The organism is Butyrivibrio fibrisolvens, assembly GCF_037113525.1.
GTDB lineage: Bacteria > Bacillota > Clostridia > Lachnospirales > Lachnospiraceae > Butyrivibrio > Butyrivibrio fibrisolvens.
Map to the genome: position 1 here is coordinate 569,418 of NZ_CP146963.1, position 16,157 is coordinate 585,574.

The following is a 16,157-nucleotide window of genomic DNA, read 5'->3' on the forward strand; positions in this document are numbered from 1 at the left end:
CATTTCTTGATACTGATATTACCTTTTCAAGTCTTAAATGCCTTTAAATAACCCTTAATTAATTCTTAAATCGTGAATCTCCAGAAAATATCTATATCTGTGAAAAGAATGGATTCTTGTGAGTTTATTAAAGAAATCCGCACTGGTTGCGGATTTCGTACGAAAGTGAATCTGTAGGCAAATGGCCCCAACACCGTAGGTGTTCTTAATTGGGCCATTTGCATGACTTTTGGAACGAAGTGACAAAAAGTCATACATTATGTTGATCATTAAATGGATCAGGATAGTCTTATATAGAACCTTACTGTAAAGCCAGGATCTTCACTTAAAAGCTTTAGTTCTCCATCCATCTTCTGGATAAAATAGCTTGTAAGATATAGGCCAAGTCCTGCACCTTCTTTTTCTGAAGCGTTACTTCCTCTTTTGTATTTTTCCAAAAGTAAGGGTAGTTCGTTATCAGGAACGCCAGGACCCTTGTCAGATACATCGATTATAAGGTAGTCCTTATCAGTAGTAGCAGTTACAGTGATGTCTGTACCTGCATACTTATAGGAATTCATGAATACGTTATCAAAGGCCTGCTGAAGGCGGAGCTTATCGATGAAGACGTTTGTAGGTGGTATGTCAAAAGCGCCTGCTTTATTAAGATAGTCTGCGTTTTGAATTATCTTTTTTATCTCTTCAGAAGAGTGGGCAGATGGATTTACATCAATCTCTGTAATATCCTCTACGCTTGATTCAAAGAGATTTGCTGCAAGAGTCGTTATCTGGTCGGACTTGATGTTGATAAGATTAAAGAATTCTTTGGTGCGATCTTCTTTAGTGAGTTCGTACCCAATCTCGGAGGTAGACTTGATAGATGCGATAGGAGTTTTTATATCGTGTGAAAGTTTAGCTACCATTTCCTTCTTGGCGTCGTTTGCCTTCTTTTCAGCTTCTCTGGCCTTTTTGAGTTCGCTCCTCATAATGTCAAAGCTCTCTGTAAAGCTTCCGAAGATGTGCTGCCTGTCAAGCTCTAAGGGGATGTCCAGATTACCATCTGCAATTCTTTTGGCAAAAGAGCTGAGCTTATTAAAGGGATCTGTGATCGTCCTTTTGAGATACAGGAAATAGGATAAGATCAATACAAGCTGTAAGAAAGAAATAAGAATAACACTGTAGACGAGTCTGTTTTTGTAGCTTTCGATTATCTTGTTGTTTTCATTATGAAAGATAATGTGGGCACCTGAATATTCGGGGGTGTTAAGGTCAAGAACAAGGTCGCCCCTTTTAATAGCTTCATTAATGGTTGTAGAAAGGCCGTCAGCGTTTTGATACAGGACGTTGCCATCGTTTCCAAGAAGTACATATTTGAGTACATCAGAATAATTAGAAGTATCACCAAAGCCGGTTTCTATGCTCTTTACACATTCATTTACGTTTACGGTATCAAATCCTGGCAGGAAGATCTTGCCTGTGATAGTGATACAAAGGATTATTTCTGCCAAAAAGGTTAATGTTATTAAAACTATAAAAGGTTTTTTATTCATAATGATACGAACCTATAGCCTTCCTTCCAAACAGTGACGATGTACTTGGGATTCTGAGGATCTTTTTCTATCTCTTCACGGATCTTTCTGATGTGGACATTCAAGGTTCCGTCAGTTGTGAACTTGTCATTCCATACGTTGTCAAAAAGTTCTGCTTTGGTTACAAGCCTGTCGTGGTTGTCTGTGAGGTATTTAAGGAGCTTGAATTCAATGCTGGTAAGCTTTGCAGTCTTGCCATTAGCTGTAACTACCTTGTTAAGGCTGTCCAGTTTAAGATTGCCATCATCGTAGTCTTTGGAAGTATCACTACCTTCATTAGAGGAAGAAGCATTAGCTGATCCATCACCTGAATTTCCAAATCTTTTTAAAACTACTCTGACCTTGGCGAGGAGAACTCCAAGCGAATAAGGTTTTTCTATGTAGTCATCCCCTCCAATATTCAGGGCTATTATCTTATCATCATCTGTGCTTCTTGCTGAGATGAAGAGGATAGGAATATTGAGAGTCTCTCTGACTTTTTTGCAAAGCTCAAAACCGCTTCCATCAGAGAGATTTATATCAAGAAGGATCAGTGATGCGCTGTCAGATTCAAGGAACTTTTCGGCTTCTTTCTTAGAATAGACAGCTTTGGTCTTAACATCGAACATGTTGAAATATTCGCAGGTGTTGTCTGCGAGAGCTTTTTCATCATCAATTATCAGGCAGTCGTATTGCATGAGTATCCTCTCTTTTTCTAAATTAATCTTCCTTCAAAATTATATTATTAGAGCGCGATTGAGTAAATATATACATGGCGCAAAGCGCTTTAAATACTTGATTTACGAGGGGGGTGATGCTATCGTGGATATATTACTGTAGAGGAGGATGGGTATGCTTGCAATACAGATAAGCGGTGTTACAATTTCAGGTAAATAATTACTGATGTATAAAAATCTTTAGAAGGAACTGATGAGTTAATCATGAAACTATTCGTTAGGGATAAACAATTTTATAGAATGCTTGTTGCATTCGCACTTCCAATTGCTCTTCAGCAGCTTATAACTGTCGGTGTAAACATGGCAGACAACGTCATGCTGGGGCAGCTTAGTGAAGCACCAATGAGTGCTGCGACACTTGCTAATAACTTTATTACTATATTTCAGATCATGTGCATGGGACTTGGCATGGGAGCCAGCGTCCTTGTAAGCAGATTCTTTGGAATGAAGGATCAGCTTTCCATGAAGAAATCCGTTGTAATTATGTTCAGACTCCTGTTCATAGTGGCAACCTGCTTTTCTGTTGCTACAGCTTTTTGCCCAGGTCAGATTATGAGCCTTTTTACAAAGGAAGAGGATGTTATCCGTCTGGGAACGGGATATCTTCTTATCTCTATCCCTTGTTATTACTTGAACGGTTATGCTGTTACTTCCAGTATCATGCTTAGAAGTGTTGGAAAGGCTAATGTACCGCTTATTTCAAGCTGCTGCTCATTTTTTATAAATATCTTTTGTAACTGGATATTTATTTTTGGTAAACTTGGAGCACCTGAAATGGGAGTTAATGGTGCAGCTCTCGGTACTCTTATCGCCAGAATCGTTGAGTTTGCAGTTATTATGGGCTTCTTATTCTTTGTAGATACTAATATCGGCCTTAGAATTAAGGACCTTGCTATTTCAGTCAAAGATCTGATCTCAGAGTATGTCAGGATATCCATACCTGTTCTTGTGTCAGATACACTTCTTGGACTTGGTAACAGCGCAGTAGCTGTAGTTATGGGTCATATCGGTTCAAGCTTTGTTGCAGCAAACTCTATTACAACTGTTGTTATGTCACTTGCGACAGTAGTTATTCAGGGTATAAGCCAGGCTAGCTGTACTATTACAGGAATCACTCTTGGTAAGGGTGATGTTGCGAAGGCTAAGGCACAGGGTACAACCTTTGCAGCTCTTGGATTTATCATTGGCGGCTTTGGATGTGTTTTGATACTTGCTATATCAAGACTCATAGTTGGCGCTTATAAGATAGAGCCGGAAACTGCTGACCTTGCCATAGACCTTATGCATGCCCTTGCTTTTGTTATCTGGTTTCAGGCTGCTAACAGTATTCTTACTAAGGGAACGCTTAGGGGCGGCGGTGATACAAAGTTCCTTATGATTGCTGATATAATATTCTTATGGATATTTAGTATACCTCTTGGAGCGCTCACTGGACTTGTACTTAAGTGGCCGGGATTTTGGGTTTACATTATGCTAAGGATCGATCAGTTTATTAAGTGTGTGATCTGCGTTATACGACTTCGAAGTGGTAAATGGATCAAGAGAATAAAAGCATAATTAGTGCATAGAATGTCTGATGATTAAAAACTTCGATGATATATATTCTGTTCCTGTAAAATAAATGAAAAGCAAAATGAATTCTATTCTGATCTGTTTTTTTTACCCGGTTAGAAGTTTTATAATGATGTTTGAAATTATTAGTTAAGAAGGCATATTCAATGATCAAAGTTGACCTTATAACCGGCTTCCTTGGATCCGGAAAAACAACATTTATAAAAAAATATGTAAGATACTTGAATAGTCAGGGAATTAAAGTCTGCATCCTTGAAAATGATTACGGCGCTGTCAATATTGATGTAGCGCTTCTTGAAGATATCAGAAGTGATATGTGCGGAGTTGAGATGATAGTCGGAGGCGACGGAAAACATGCCCATCAAAGACGCCTTAAGACTAAGCTCATAACTCTTGCCATGTCAGGATATCAAAGAGTCATTATAGAACCCTCCGGTATCTTTGATATGGATGAATTCTTCGATACTCTCTATGAATCTCCCCTTGATAATTGGTATGAGATAGGCAGCATTATAGCAATAGCATCAGCAGATCTTGAGAATGATCTTTCTAAGGATTCTGATTATGTGCTTGCATCTGAAATTGCTGATGCAGGAATCGTTGTACTTTCCAAAACAGAAGAAGCAGATGAAGCGCAGATCAAAAGTGTTAAAGACCATATAAGATCAGCATTAGAAGCTATTTCAATAAAAAGAACAGATATCTTCAGATCTGAGGAAGCTTATGACAACTTTTTTATTAATAAAGGAAATGATGAGCTTACGGATGATGACTTTAAGAGAATAGCTTCTGCAGGATATGTTCACGGAGATTATGAAAAAAGACAGATATCGGATGACAGTGCTTATACATCACTTTATCTGTTTGGAGTAAAACTTCCAAAAGATGAACTTATAGAGAATGTAGGTAAAGCCATAGAAGATCCTGAGTGCGGGCATATAATCCGTATTAAGGGATTTGCGAAGGCTGATCATGTGGATGAAGATAAATCAGAACTTCATGTGGAAAATTGCGAATCATCGAAGGGCAAAGCTGAGAATAATGCATTTACTAATTCTGAAAGTGAAGGTTATATAGAAGTTAATGCGACGAGTAAAAATACTTCCATAAGCCATATAAAAAGTGCTCAGGAAGTAATAATCGTCATTGGCGAAAATCTGAAAACCGATAGAATAAATCAGTATTTCCCAACGGCTGATTTCAGCGAATTAATTTGATGTTTTCACGTATGGTACAATATAGATGTATTTCAAACTACAGCTAAGGAGATGATCCTTAATGAGATTCTTATTTATCTCGAATTATATTAATCATCACCAGATCCCTCTATGTGAAGCGATCATGAGGATCATAGGTGATGAGAATTTTATATTTGTTCAGACACAGCCTATGGAAGAAGAAAGAGTTCGCATGGGCTGGGGTGTTGATGTGTATAAACTCCCCTATGTGAAAATATATGACAATGACAAGATCGGCACCCTAAATGCAATTAATGATTTTGATATAGTACTTCTTGGATGGACAGAAAATGAAGAAGTAAGAAATGCTTGCCTCCAAAGAGCTGATAGCGGCAAGCCCCTTCTTAGGATGAGCGAAAGAATCTACCGCGAAGGCCAGTGGAAAGCAATATCCCCCAAAGGCCTTATTGCCAAATATAAAGAACATATCAGATTTAGAAATAAAAAAGTCTATATGCTGTGTAACGGAGCATACGTTGCCTCCGACTTTGCCCTTATAGGAGCATATCCTCACAAGATGTTCAGATGGGGCTATTTCCCTGAAGTCAGAGAGTATACCCCTGAACAGATGAGACGCATGAAAAGAATGGAAGACAACAAAACTCCAAGGATCCTATGGGCTGGACGATTCATGGACGGCGTCAAACACCCAGAATTTGCCCTGGAACTTGCAGCATATCTTAAAGAAAAAAACTATTCTTTTCATATAGATATCGTCGGCAATGGTGAAATGGATGATGATCTTAAAACCTACGCCGAAGACAACAAGCTTATGGACGTAGTCACCTTCCACGGGTTCCTACCCCCAAACAGAGTAAGACAAATGATGGAAGAAGCCCACATATACCTCTTTACAAGCAATAACCTCGAAGGCTGGGGCGCCGTAGTTAACGAAGCCATGAACTCCGGCTGCGCCCTCGTCGCCGGCTCCATGGCCGGCGCAGTGCCATATCTTATCAAAGACGGCGAGAATGGCTATATCTATAACGGCGAAAAACTGGATAGCTTCCTAAAAAAAGCCGAAGCATTAGTAAAGCACCCTTCTCGTCAGCAGAAGTTCGGCAACAACGCATATGATACCATCATTAAACAGTGGAATAGTGAAGTTGCTGCAAGAAGATTAATAGATTTTTGTAATGCTATCATCAAAGATAAAGACTATATTGCACCTGCAGATGGCCCGATGAGCTTGGCACCGGTTATTAAGCCATACGTTGTCCCTGATGATTTAACTAATTGAAGGCGATTTACAAAAACACATATTCATTGCATGTTTACTAATTCAATGAATATATAAGCGATAGAGCCTTCGACGAAGTCGAAGTCATTTGCCTATATTTCCTACAGATTCATTGAATTACAAAACACGCAGAAAGTGTGCGTTTATATTTCAAGGGTGCCAAAACATATGACTTCTAGAACGAAGTTGCAAAAGCCATAGTACCAAGAACCAAATTACATACATAAAATATCACAAGTACTTTGAACATTCCTGAGGGTGGTAGTTAATAAAGGATTTGGGGGTCTTTGAAAATTATATTAAATTCAAGAGCATGATAGATGGAATGATATATTCTTGTTTGGGATTCACATGCCCCCGCGAAGCGAGTTTGAATCCCAGAATATATCATTCCAGATATATGCCTTGAATTTAATATAATTTTCACGACCCCCAAATCCTTTATTAACTACCACCCTCAGGAATGCGCAAGCACCTATATTTTTACCGCGCCCCCTGCCGTACGGACGGCGGTACCATCCAGCCCGCGAACTTCATGATGGAACGGCTCTGGGTCGCCACCACTTTCTTGCGCCAGTCTCTTGGTGCTTCACCAAAATCTTCCAGAAAATGACGATTAAAGCTAGATAAGGAATGAAAGCCCACTTCATCAGAAATGTTGAGGATGGGCATTTCTGTTGTACGTAGAAGTACAGATGCCTTCTGGACCCTTATGTGATTAAGATATCTTAAAGGCCCATCTCCAACGATCGCTGTAAACAGACGCCTAAAGTGAGTTGGTGATAGAGAACACATGGCTGCAAGATCTTCTATTGCAAAGTCCTCCATGTAATGTTCCTGGATATAGTCAATTGCAGGAGCGATAACAAGTGCATTTTCATGCGGATGATCGCTTGCAGCAAGTTCATATTTTTTGTATACAGGAAATAGTTTTACTATAAGTGCCATAAGAAGGCCTCTTACAGAAAACTCATAGTTGCTACCTTTTCTCTGAAGCTCGCAGATGGCAGCAGTAACAAGGTTGTAGATATCAGGATACTCGGCACGAGGGAGTATTCCATAGTAATTATGGAGCATCTTGTTAAGCTCTGCTGAGTGTTCGAGCGCACTTAATGGAAATAGCGGCTCAAGAAGAGATTGGATATCTACGAATATATAAGACCACTTGCTTGCACATCCCGGGTCTGAATATGTGGTGTGAGATATATTGTTGGCTACGATCGTAACATCGCCTGCGTGGAAGGACTGCTTGTCACCCATGAATTCCATGGTTCCGCTTTCGGTCTCGCACAGACCTATCTCAAGGCAGTTATGAAAATGTAAAGTTCCTGAGGGAATATCTGAGATTCTCCATTGCTCACCTGAAAGGAGCAGAACAGGGAAGTATTCCGGCAGATCGTAGCTTCTGAATTCTATTGTCTGTTGCTTGGATTTTGGCATAAAGGCAATACCTCCGTGTGAATACACTATCAAGTATATAATATGACGGAAATCAAAGTAAAGATTTGACAATGCATTTCTGACCGAAAAAATATACGAAAATCAAATTAATTTATTGTATATTAAAATAAAACATATGCTAAAAACATGATTATTAACAAAAATCACCAACTGATTTAGTTGAAAATAGACAACAGTTGGTGATTTTTATTTTATCATGGTCAAAAATGCATAGTTTTTGTAGATGAAATGAAGCGAATAAATAACCACAAAACCATACAATTGAAATTGAACAGCAGCCAAATGCGGAGGAGGTTTTCATGGGAAAAAGTAAAGAGGTGGCCATGGCGAAAGCAAAGCCCCAAGTTAAAACAAGCTGGAAAAAAGCTTTTAAGAGAGACTGGCAGTTATATCTGCTTTTAATATTTCCACTTGCAATGGTATTTATTTTCAACTATGCAGCTTATCCGGGACTTCGAATGGTTTTCATGAACTATAAAGTTATGAAGGGATATAGCGGAAGCCAATGGGTTGGAATGAAGAATTTCGCGGATCTTTTTACAGGACCGTCAAGTGCCAGATTTCTAATGGCTCTTAAAAATTCTATTGTATTTAACCTGCTGGATCTTGCACTTGGGTTTCCAATGCCGATCATTCTGGCAGTAATGCTCAATGAGCTTAGGTTTCCCAAATACAAAAAAGTAACACAGACAATTCTCTATCTGCCTCACTTCCTTTCATGGGCAGTAATCGGATCTATCGCTCTTACAATGTTCCGTACTAACACAGGTCTTATCAATATGACCTTAAGCAGATTCGGACTGATAGAGCAGGGAATTCCTTTCCTTACAGAGAAGTTCCACTGGGCTGCAACATACCTTCTTATAGGCGTATGGCAGGGAATGGGATGGGGATCAATCCTCTATCTTGCAGCTATTACAGGTATAAGTGGTGATCTTTATGAAGCAGCCATGATCGATGGCGCAAGCAGATGGCAGAGAATATGGCATATCACACTTCCCGGAATTCGTCCTACTATAGTAACACTTCTTATCATGAATCTTGGACGATTAATGGGATCCAATCTTGAAAGACTTGTAGCACTTGATAATGCTCTGGTACGAGACTTCCAGTATCAGCTGGCTGTATACATTTACGATTATGGTTTTTCCGGTCAGCATTATTCAATAGGTACTGCAGCAAACCTGTTCCAGTCACTTGTTGGTCTTGCGATGGTACTTATAGCTGACAGAGTTGCAAAAGCTCTGGGAGAAACAGGACTGCTTTAAAGGAGGATGAAGATGGATACAGCAGTTTTTAAGGGAGGCAAAATAATGGCCGGCAAAAGAAAAGATAAAGATAATGATATCTCTGCTGGTGGAAGCAGGGCGATAAGTAAGTTTCATGTTAGCGATATAGTAATAATTTTTATAATAGGTATTTTGTCACTGACATGTCTTCTTCCATTCTGGCATGTGGCAGTTAAGTCTATATCATCCAATGCAGCAGTCGCAGCCAAGTCAGTATACCTGTGGCCTGTCGATATTACCTGGGATGCATACAGATCCATCGTAGAAGATGGAAGTATGACACACTCAATGATCTATAGCGTTGAAGTTACAGCGATATTTACACTTCTTGGTATGATCGTTTGTACATGTGCAGCATATCCTCTTTCAAGGAAAAGACTTAAAGGAAGAGCAGTGATCACATTCCTTCTGATGATCCCTATGTACTTTAGTGCAGGTAATCTTCCTACATACCTTTTGTATAGTGATCTACATCTTCTGAATAAGATGTGGGTTCTGATATTGCCACTTATCTATTCTGCATACAACATGCTTATCATGAAAAACTACTTTATCTCCAATATACCGGATGAACTTGAAGAGTCAGCTTTTCTTGATGGAGCTACTAACTTTCAGATCCTGTTCAAGATAGTGCTTCCACTTTCAAAGCCTATCCTTGCAACACTAACACTTTTCTATGCAGTAGGTCGTTGGAATGCATATGGCGACAATATGTACTATATCAGAGACAACAACTTAAAAATGGCACAGTACAAATTATACGAAATGATCTTAAATGCTCAGGAAGCAGCATCTACAGCTCTTACAGAAGCTACTAATGTAACATCAACACCTGAAGTACTTCAGGCAGCATCAGTAATGTTTGTAACAGTACCGATCATTATCATCTATCCTTTCGTTCAGAAATACTTTGTAAAAGGAACTATGGTCGGCGCGGTAAAAGGTTGAATTAAAAATACAACGGTGCTCCAAGCACCGGGTAAAATGCAACTATATAAGGAGGGTTTATATGAAAAAGAACATGCTTAAAAGAAGTCTTGCACTTGCGATGAGTAGTGCGATGGTCATGGGGGCACTTACAGGCTGCTCAGACGCTTCTACGCAGCAGGGACAGACAGATGGTACTCAGCAGTCAGGAACTACTGATGACAAGAAGACAGATACATCTTCTTCATCAGGCGGCGGTGAGACTGCAAGCGTTGAGGGCGCAGGCATTGACAGTTGGCAGCCATTTGCAGACAATGTAAAACTTCAGATCCCTGTATATGACAGAGGTGGCGAAGTAGATGTTACTAACAACTACTGGACACAGTGGATACAGACAAACTTTGGTGACAAGTACAATATCACAGTTGAGTTTGTAGCTATTCCTCGTGGTGACGTTCTTAATGCATATGCAAACCTTGCTAATGCACAGGATCTTCCTACAATCCTTATGGAATACGACTTCCCTAAGCAGGCGCAGTGGGCTGATGACGGATATCTTCAGGAACTCGATCTTGAGAAACTTAAAACAGTAGCTCCAAACTACTATGCAATGATGGAAGAGCAGGGCAACCTTGACTATACAGATCTTAATGACACAACATATTTTGCTCTTGCAGAGAGACCTTATTCACAGAATACATACAACTATGTAACCTTCTATCGTCAGGACTGGCTTGATCAGTTGGGTCTTGAGTATCCTACAACATGGGAAGATACACTTAAAGTATATGCAGCTATCAAGGAAGCAGGTCTTGCTGAGTATCCTGCAGGAGGAACTAAGATCTCAGGCGCTGGCGTAGACCAGAACTATGGCTACAGATCAAATCCTCAGGATGAGTATGAGTGGGCTACAACAGGTGATTATGCAATCCCTGCACTTTCTACAGAGGCTCAGAAGAATCTTCTTAAGAGAAGAAATGAACTTTACAACCTTGGATATTTCAATCCTGACTTTACACAGAGAGAAGCAGCTGATGGCGAAGCTGATTTCATCGCAGGTAACGCATTTACATATTCAGCATACATTGCTCCTTCAATCTCAGTTCTTGATTCTTTCTATGAGACTAACCCTGATGCACACCTTTCAATCGCTGTTTGCCCAGGTCTTATAGAGGATACAGGTTCAGACGGAATTTCTACAACTAACGCATATCGTCCTAACAACAACTTCGGTATGATGATCGGCTTCTCAGCTCTTGCATCTGATGACGAGATCACAGCAGCTATGATGTACATGGAATGGATGCTTGCAGGTGAAGTTGATGGAACAAGTGCTCTTTTCACAATGCAGTATGGTATTGAAGGTGAGACATTTGAGTATGACGAGAACAACTACCCTGTAATCACTAACAATACAGAGGGTGAGTACGCTATGGCCAACAACAATAAAGACTATTGGTGCGTAGCTGTTGAGTCCAAGACTCTTGGCACTATCGAAGATGATATCAAGCTCAACATGCCTGTTAATTATCCTGATTCTGACGAGTGGTATCAGCAGATCCTTGATAACTATAAGGGAATGGAATCAATGGTTGACAGCGGTGTTATCCAGCCTGACTGTAACTTCGCAGTAACACTTACATCTGTAACAGATAACCAGGAAGCTCTCCTTGGCCTTTATGAAGAGTTTGCTTCAAAGCTTACAGTTGCTTCCGAAGATGAGTTTGATACACTTTATGAGCAGTTCAAACAGGAATACCTTGATGCAGGATATCAGGCAATCATCGATGAAAGAGGACAGGCTTACAATGATGGAATGACCTCCAAGATGAAATAATTCATCTTTGTGACAATCACATATCCTTTTTAAGCGGATCCCCGAGCATACTCCGCGGAGCAGCCCGGGGATTCATTAAAAATAATTAAAGCGGAGAAAAGATAAATGACAGTACTTGATTTTGACAAAAAAGTTATTGAAGACACAATGGATCACATAGTTGATAAGACCATGAACATGGATCTTACATGGGACTGGCCTTGCGGAGTTGCATATTATGGCATAGCCAAAGCTTATGAAGTCACAGGTAAAAAAGAATACCTTGATGTTTTAAAAGCAAGGATAGATGAATATGTAGATGACCTGGGACTTCCTAAGGTGTGGACTGTTAATACATGCGCTATGGGTCACTGCCTTATAACTTTATACGATGCAACAGGGGATAAAAAATACTGGGATATCGTAATGAGTAAGGTGGATTATCTGGAAAATGAAGCCTTAAGATTTGGTGATAACGTACTTCAGCATACTGTATCAGCTAATAATGATTTCCCTGAACAGTGCTGGGCAGATACTCTTTTCATGGCAGCTTTTTTCCTTTTAAGAGTTGGTGTTCATGAAAAGGATGAAGAGCTGATAGATGATGCGCTTAATCAGTACTATTGGCATATCAAATATCTTCAGAACAAAGAGACGGGCTTTTACTATCACGGTTATAACAATATTTCCAAAGATCATATGTCAGGTTTTTATTGGGGAAGAGCTAATGCATGGGCTGCTTTTACCATGTCACAGGTAGGTCATATTCTTCCTGAAGCATATCTGTATCCGCAGTTTCTGGATATAGTCGGATCTTTAAATGAGCAGCTTTCAGCACTTAAAACTGTTCAGACAGAAAACGGATTATGGAGGACTATACTTGATGATCCCGAGTCATATGAAGAGATATCAGCTTCTGCAGGTATTGCAGCTGCGATGCTCTCTAAAGGCAATCCGCTTCATATCAAATATATAAATAAATCGATAAAAGGTATACTTGCAAATGTTTCTCCTGAAGGCAGAGTTATGAACGTTTCAGGCGGAACAGCAGTCATGAAAGACAGGGATGGATATAGAAACATTAGCAGAGACTGGATGCAGGGATGGGGACAGGGACTTGCCCTTGCCTTCTTTGCAGGACTTCTTGAGTATGAGAATCTGCGAAGTGACGGAGCACTTTGATCTAAGTCAGGACTACAGATAAAGAATATAACCGGGTGATTGGGCTAACTATAAAAAAGACAGTACATCCGGTATATCGGACAGACAATGATATCGACATCATAAAAAATGAGGATGAGATAGCTATGACAGATAAAATGAAGGGGAGTTTTACACTTCCGGGGGAATCCGGATACGAAGATCTGACTCTTAAGATGGCCAAAAAGTGGGGAGCGGATGTTATAAGGGATAGCGATGGAACACAGCTTTCACCTGAAATACTGGAAGCCGGTTATGATATCTATTCAACAGTATGTATCATAAGAGGCCATAACGACTGGATAAAGAAACACCCTTCCAACATGCAGCAGTCTTTCTTACAGAGTATGCCAAAGATCGCAGAGGGAGATTTTCTGACTATACATCTTCTTGATGGCTATTTTGCAGAGCAGTTTGATGTCAATCAGAGCAAAGAATCTGTTGAGCGCTGGCAGGTGTTCGACAGAACAACTAATACAGAAGTTCCAAAAAGACTTTGGAATTATGAAAAAGAGCTTGATCACGTAGTTATAAAGACAACAGAGCCTTTTCATGAATATACAGTTAACTTCCTTGCATATCGTAAGTGGGAAGAGATCAACATGTATAACCACGTGACCAATAACTGGACATCAGAGCACCTTATACCGGTAGATCCAAGGTCTAAAGAAGCACAGGATTACCTCTACCAGTGGATGGATAAGTGGTGCAAGGATCATCCTCTTACCAATGTTGTTCGCTTTACTTCCATGTTCTATAACTTTGTATGGATATGGGGGGCTGATAAGAAAAACAGAAATCTTTATACAGACTGGGCCAGCTATGACTTTACAGTAAGTCCTCTTGCTCTTGATGAGTTCAAAAAGCAGTACGGCTATGAGCTTACATCAGAAGATTTCATTAATAAAGGAAGCAATCATCCAACTCACATGCCTCCTACAAGAAAGCTTCTTGACTACATGGACTTCACCAATCAGTTCGTGGTTTCTTATGGTAAGAAGCTCGTGGAGCTAGTTCATTCCTATGGCAAAAAAGCTTATGTATTCTATGATGACAGCTGGGTAGGCATTGAGCCTTATGGTAAAAGATTTGAAGAGTTTGGATTTGACGGACTTATAAAGTGTGTATTTAGCGGATACGAAGCAAGACTTTGTGCGGGTGCAAAGGCTGATACTCACGAGCTTCGTCTTCATCCATATCTTTTCCCGACAGGTCTTGGCGGAGCACCTACCTTCTCAGAAGGCGGTAATCCTGCATTTGATGCGGCAGTTTATTGGAACAGGGTTAGGCGTGCGCTTCTAAGAGAACCTGTAGACAGAATAGGACTTGGCGGGTATCTTCATCTTGTCGAGAATGAGCCGGAATTTAATGATTATATCGAGAAGGTTGCAGATGAATTCAGGCTTATAAAGTCTTTCCATGAGGAGGGAAAGCCCTATACTCTGGGGTATAAAGTAGCTGTACTTCACAGCTGGGGGCATCTGCGAAGCTGGACCTTATCAGGACACTTCCATGAGACATACATGCATGATCTTATTCATATCAACGAGGCTCTGTCAGGACTTCCTGTTGATGTGAAGTTTATAGATTTCCAGGATGTGATAGACGGCGCACTTGATGATGTAGATATTCTTATTAACGCAGGCCGTGCGGGAGATGCCTGGAGCGGTGGAGATAACTGGGCAGATGACAGGGTTATATCACTTATCTTCAGATGGGCAGGAGAAGGTGGAATATTTATAGGTGTTAATGAACCTGCTGCACTTTACGGATATAAGAATTTCCTGAGACTTGCACCGGTACTTGGAATTGATATAGACAAGGGAGCTAAGGCCTGCCATGGAAGATGGCAGTTTGATGTAGAAAATATTGACGGCCTTATTCCTGAAGGAGCCGGAGTCAGGGGCAAGAAATTTGTTTTCATAACAGATGGAAAGTGCAAAGTTCTGGCCAAGGACGGTGACCTTCCGACTATAACTATACACGATTTTGGAAAAGGAAAAGGAATATACCTTTCAAGCTTCCAGGTCTCTAATGAAAATACAAGGCTTCTTCTTAACCTTATGCTTTATGCCAAGGGAGATCTTGGAAAAGCTCTGTATCTTACAGATACTGCAGATACAGAATGCGCATACTATCCAAATGCTAAGAGACTTGTAGTAATGAATGAGACTGACAGGGATGCCGAAACCAGTATTAAGACAAGTGATGGCGATATCCATGTGACTTTAAAGCCTTTTGAAACACAGATACAAGAACTTTCCTGATATAATAGCCAGCCCGGCAGTGGTATATGTAGTAAACGACTTAAGAAAATCCACGCTTGGGGCTGGCTTTGTTTCATGAAAATAATAGGAGGCGGGTATGGAAAGACATAGTTTTTCTTTTGAGATCAAAGAAGGCAAGGTTGGAGACTTCCTTAAAACATTTGGAAGTAACTGGGGCAGCGTGCGCGCAGAAATTAAAGAAAGCGGAGTAACTAATTTTAGTCTATGGAACTGTGATACTTTTTTCTTTGGGTATTATGAGGCTGGTGACAAAGAGCCTTCAACTTCGAAAATCCTGGGGCCTGTGCTTGATACCTTAGAAGATCTTATTAAGTGGAAGAGTGATTTTGAAAATGGTATGGCTCTTATGTATGAAGATTTTGGCATTGTAAGAGATGATAAATCAATGATAAGGCACAGGGTCTTTATGACTCACCTGCTTGATGGTAATACAGCAGAATATAAGCGCCGTCATGACGAGCTTGCAAGTGCCAGAACCACAGTCACCAAAGGCCCCGATTCCAATTTCTCGATATGGAATGCAGGAGACTTCATTTTTGGCTATGATGAGATAGATACCTCTATGGAACATGAAATGACAGCAGAAGAAAAGAAGTCTACAATTAGATGGGAAAAGCATATGCTGGATATCATGGAATGGATAACAGATGATGTAGACTGGATCACGGATATGCATCACAGCCATGTTAAGAGGATCGCATATGCATGATGATATGTCTAAGGTCTGCATAGTGTACTGGCTCATTCATATTTGATCAAATATGACCGAGATCTGACATAATTGCATATATAAATGAAGGAATAAGTTTGAAAGTGTTCCACTTTCAAAACCAAATTGGTGT

The 16,157-nt window shown here is 40.2% G+C and carries 12 protein-coding genes; 9 read left to right on the forward strand and 3 right to left on the reverse strand.

The window, feature by feature from the left end; all coding sequences use genetic code 11:
- Nucleotides 1-278 precede the first annotated feature (278 nt).
- A complete protein-coding gene (locus tag WAA20_RS02290) occupies nucleotides 279-1,487 on the reverse strand; it encodes a HAMP domain-containing sensor histidine kinase (protein ID WP_338802117.1) in 1,209 nt (402 codons plus the stop codon).
- Between the two features lie 38 nt (nucleotides 1,488-1,525).
- On the reverse strand, nucleotides 1,526-2,245 hold the full coding sequence (locus WAA20_RS02295; RefSeq protein WP_073389048.1) for a response regulator transcription factor: 720 nt from the start codon (nucleotides 2,243-2,245) through the stop codon (nucleotides 1,526-1,528).
- A gap of 243 nt (nucleotides 2,246-2,488) precedes the next feature.
- Between WAA20_RS02295 and WAA20_RS02300 the strand changes: the two genes are divergently transcribed.
- The 3 genes from WAA20_RS02300 to WAA20_RS02310 all read left to right on the forward strand — a co-directional run bounded on the left by WAA20_RS02300 (nucleotide 2,489) and on the right by WAA20_RS02310 (nucleotide 6,334).
- Nucleotides 2,489-3,841, forward strand: a complete 1,353-nt coding sequence (locus WAA20_RS02300) for an MATE family efflux transporter (RefSeq protein WP_073389049.1) — start codon at nucleotides 2,489-2,491, stop codon at nucleotides 3,839-3,841.
- Between the two features lie 161 nt (nucleotides 3,842-4,002).
- Entirely contained in the window at nucleotides 4,003-5,073 is a 1,071-nt protein-coding gene (locus tag WAA20_RS02305) for a GTP-binding protein (protein WP_073389051.1), read from the forward strand.
- Nucleotides 5,074-5,134: 61 nt separating this feature from the next.
- Nucleotides 5,135-6,334 carry a glycosyltransferase family 4 protein gene (locus tag WAA20_RS02310; RefSeq protein WP_073389052.1) on the forward strand — a complete coding sequence of 400 codons (1,200 nt, stop codon included), beginning with the start codon at nucleotides 5,135-5,137 and terminating at the stop codon, nucleotides 6,332-6,334.
- A gap of 483 nt (nucleotides 6,335-6,817) precedes the next feature.
- Here the strand turns inward: WAA20_RS02310 and WAA20_RS02315 are convergent, their stop codons facing one another.
- Nucleotides 6,818-7,774, reverse strand: a complete 957-nt coding sequence (locus WAA20_RS02315) for an AraC family transcriptional regulator (protein ID WP_073389054.1) — start codon at nucleotides 7,772-7,774, stop codon at nucleotides 6,818-6,820.
- A gap of 320 nt (nucleotides 7,775-8,094) precedes the next feature.
- Between WAA20_RS02315 and WAA20_RS02320 the strand changes: the two genes are divergently transcribed.
- The 6 genes from WAA20_RS02320 to WAA20_RS02345 all read left to right on the forward strand — a co-directional run bounded on the left by WAA20_RS02320 (nucleotide 8,095) and on the right by WAA20_RS02345 (nucleotide 16,024).
- Nucleotides 8,095-9,063: a sugar ABC transporter permease gene (locus WAA20_RS02320; RefSeq protein ID WP_073389055.1), complete on the forward strand. Its 969-nt coding sequence runs from the start codon at nucleotides 8,095-8,097 to the stop codon at nucleotides 9,061-9,063.
- Nucleotides 9,064-9,075: 12 nt separating this feature from the next.
- On the forward strand, nucleotides 9,076-10,032 hold the full coding sequence (locus WAA20_RS02325) for a carbohydrate ABC transporter permease (RefSeq protein WP_242951207.1): 957 nt from the start codon (nucleotides 9,076-9,078) through the stop codon (nucleotides 10,030-10,032).
- 61 nt (nucleotides 10,033-10,093) lie between these two features.
- Nucleotides 10,094-11,848 carry an extracellular solute-binding protein gene (locus WAA20_RS02330; RefSeq protein ID WP_073389057.1) on the forward strand — a complete coding sequence of 585 codons (1,755 nt, stop codon included), beginning with the start codon at nucleotides 10,094-10,096 and terminating at the stop codon, nucleotides 11,846-11,848.
- A gap of 105 nt (nucleotides 11,849-11,953) precedes the next feature.
- A complete protein-coding gene (locus WAA20_RS02335; protein ID WP_073389058.1) occupies nucleotides 11,954-13,009 on the forward strand; it encodes a glycoside hydrolase family 88 protein in 1,056 nt (351 codons plus the stop codon).
- Nucleotides 13,010-13,134: 125 nt separating this feature from the next.
- Nucleotides 13,135-15,294 (forward strand): 1,3-beta-galactosyl-N-acetylhexosamine phosphorylase, encoded by a 2,160-nt coding sequence (gene gnpA / locus WAA20_RS02340; RefSeq protein WP_073389060.1) that lies wholly within the window; start codon nucleotides 13,135-13,137, stop codon nucleotides 15,292-15,294.
- A 97-nt stretch (nucleotides 15,295-15,391) separates the two neighbouring features.
- Nucleotides 15,392-16,024 carry an L-rhamnose mutarotase gene (locus WAA20_RS02345; protein WP_073389061.1) on the forward strand — a complete coding sequence of 211 codons (633 nt, stop codon included), beginning with the start codon at nucleotides 15,392-15,394 and terminating at the stop codon, nucleotides 16,022-16,024.
- Nucleotides 16,025-16,157: the final 133 nt, after the last annotated feature.

Bases quoted from the DNA above. Each gene is read 5' to 3' on its own strand.
- WAA20_RS02295 (WP_073389048.1), bottom strand. From the start codon at position 2,245: ATGCAATACGACTGCCTGATAATTGATGATGAAAAAGCTCTCGCAGAC.
- WAA20_RS02305 (WP_073389051.1), top strand. From the start codon at position 4,003: ATGATCAAAGTTGACCTTATAACCGGCTTCCTTGGATCCGGAAAAACA.
- WAA20_RS02320 (WP_073389055.1), top strand. From the start codon at position 8,095: ATGGGAAAAAGTAAAGAGGTGGCCATGGCGAAAGCAAAGCCCCAAGTT.
- WAA20_RS02325 (WP_242951207.1), top strand. From the start codon at position 9,076: ATGGATACAGCAGTTTTTAAGGGAGGCAAAATAATGGCCGGCAAAAGA.
- WAA20_RS02300 (WP_073389049.1), top strand. From the start codon at position 2,489: ATGAAACTATTCGTTAGGGATAAACAATTTTATAGAATGCTTGTTGCA.
- WAA20_RS02310 (WP_073389052.1), top strand. From the start codon at position 5,135: ATGAGATTCTTATTTATCTCGAATTATATTAATCATCACCAGATCCCT.
- gnpA (WP_073389060.1), top strand. From the start codon at position 13,135: ATGACAGATAAAATGAAGGGGAGTTTTACACTTCCGGGGGAATCCGGA.
- WAA20_RS02345 (WP_073389061.1), top strand. From the start codon at position 15,392: ATGGAAAGACATAGTTTTTCTTTTGAGATCAAAGAAGGCAAGGTTGGA.
- WAA20_RS02335 (WP_073389058.1), top strand. From the start codon at position 11,954: ATGACAGTACTTGATTTTGACAAAAAAGTTATTGAAGACACAATGGAT.
- WAA20_RS02330 (WP_073389057.1), top strand. From the start codon at position 10,094: ATGAAAAAGAACATGCTTAAAAGAAGTCTTGCACTTGCGATGAGTAGT.
- WAA20_RS02315 (WP_073389054.1), bottom strand. From the start codon at position 7,774: ATGCCAAAATCCAAGCAACAGACAATAGAATTCAGAAGCTACGATCTG.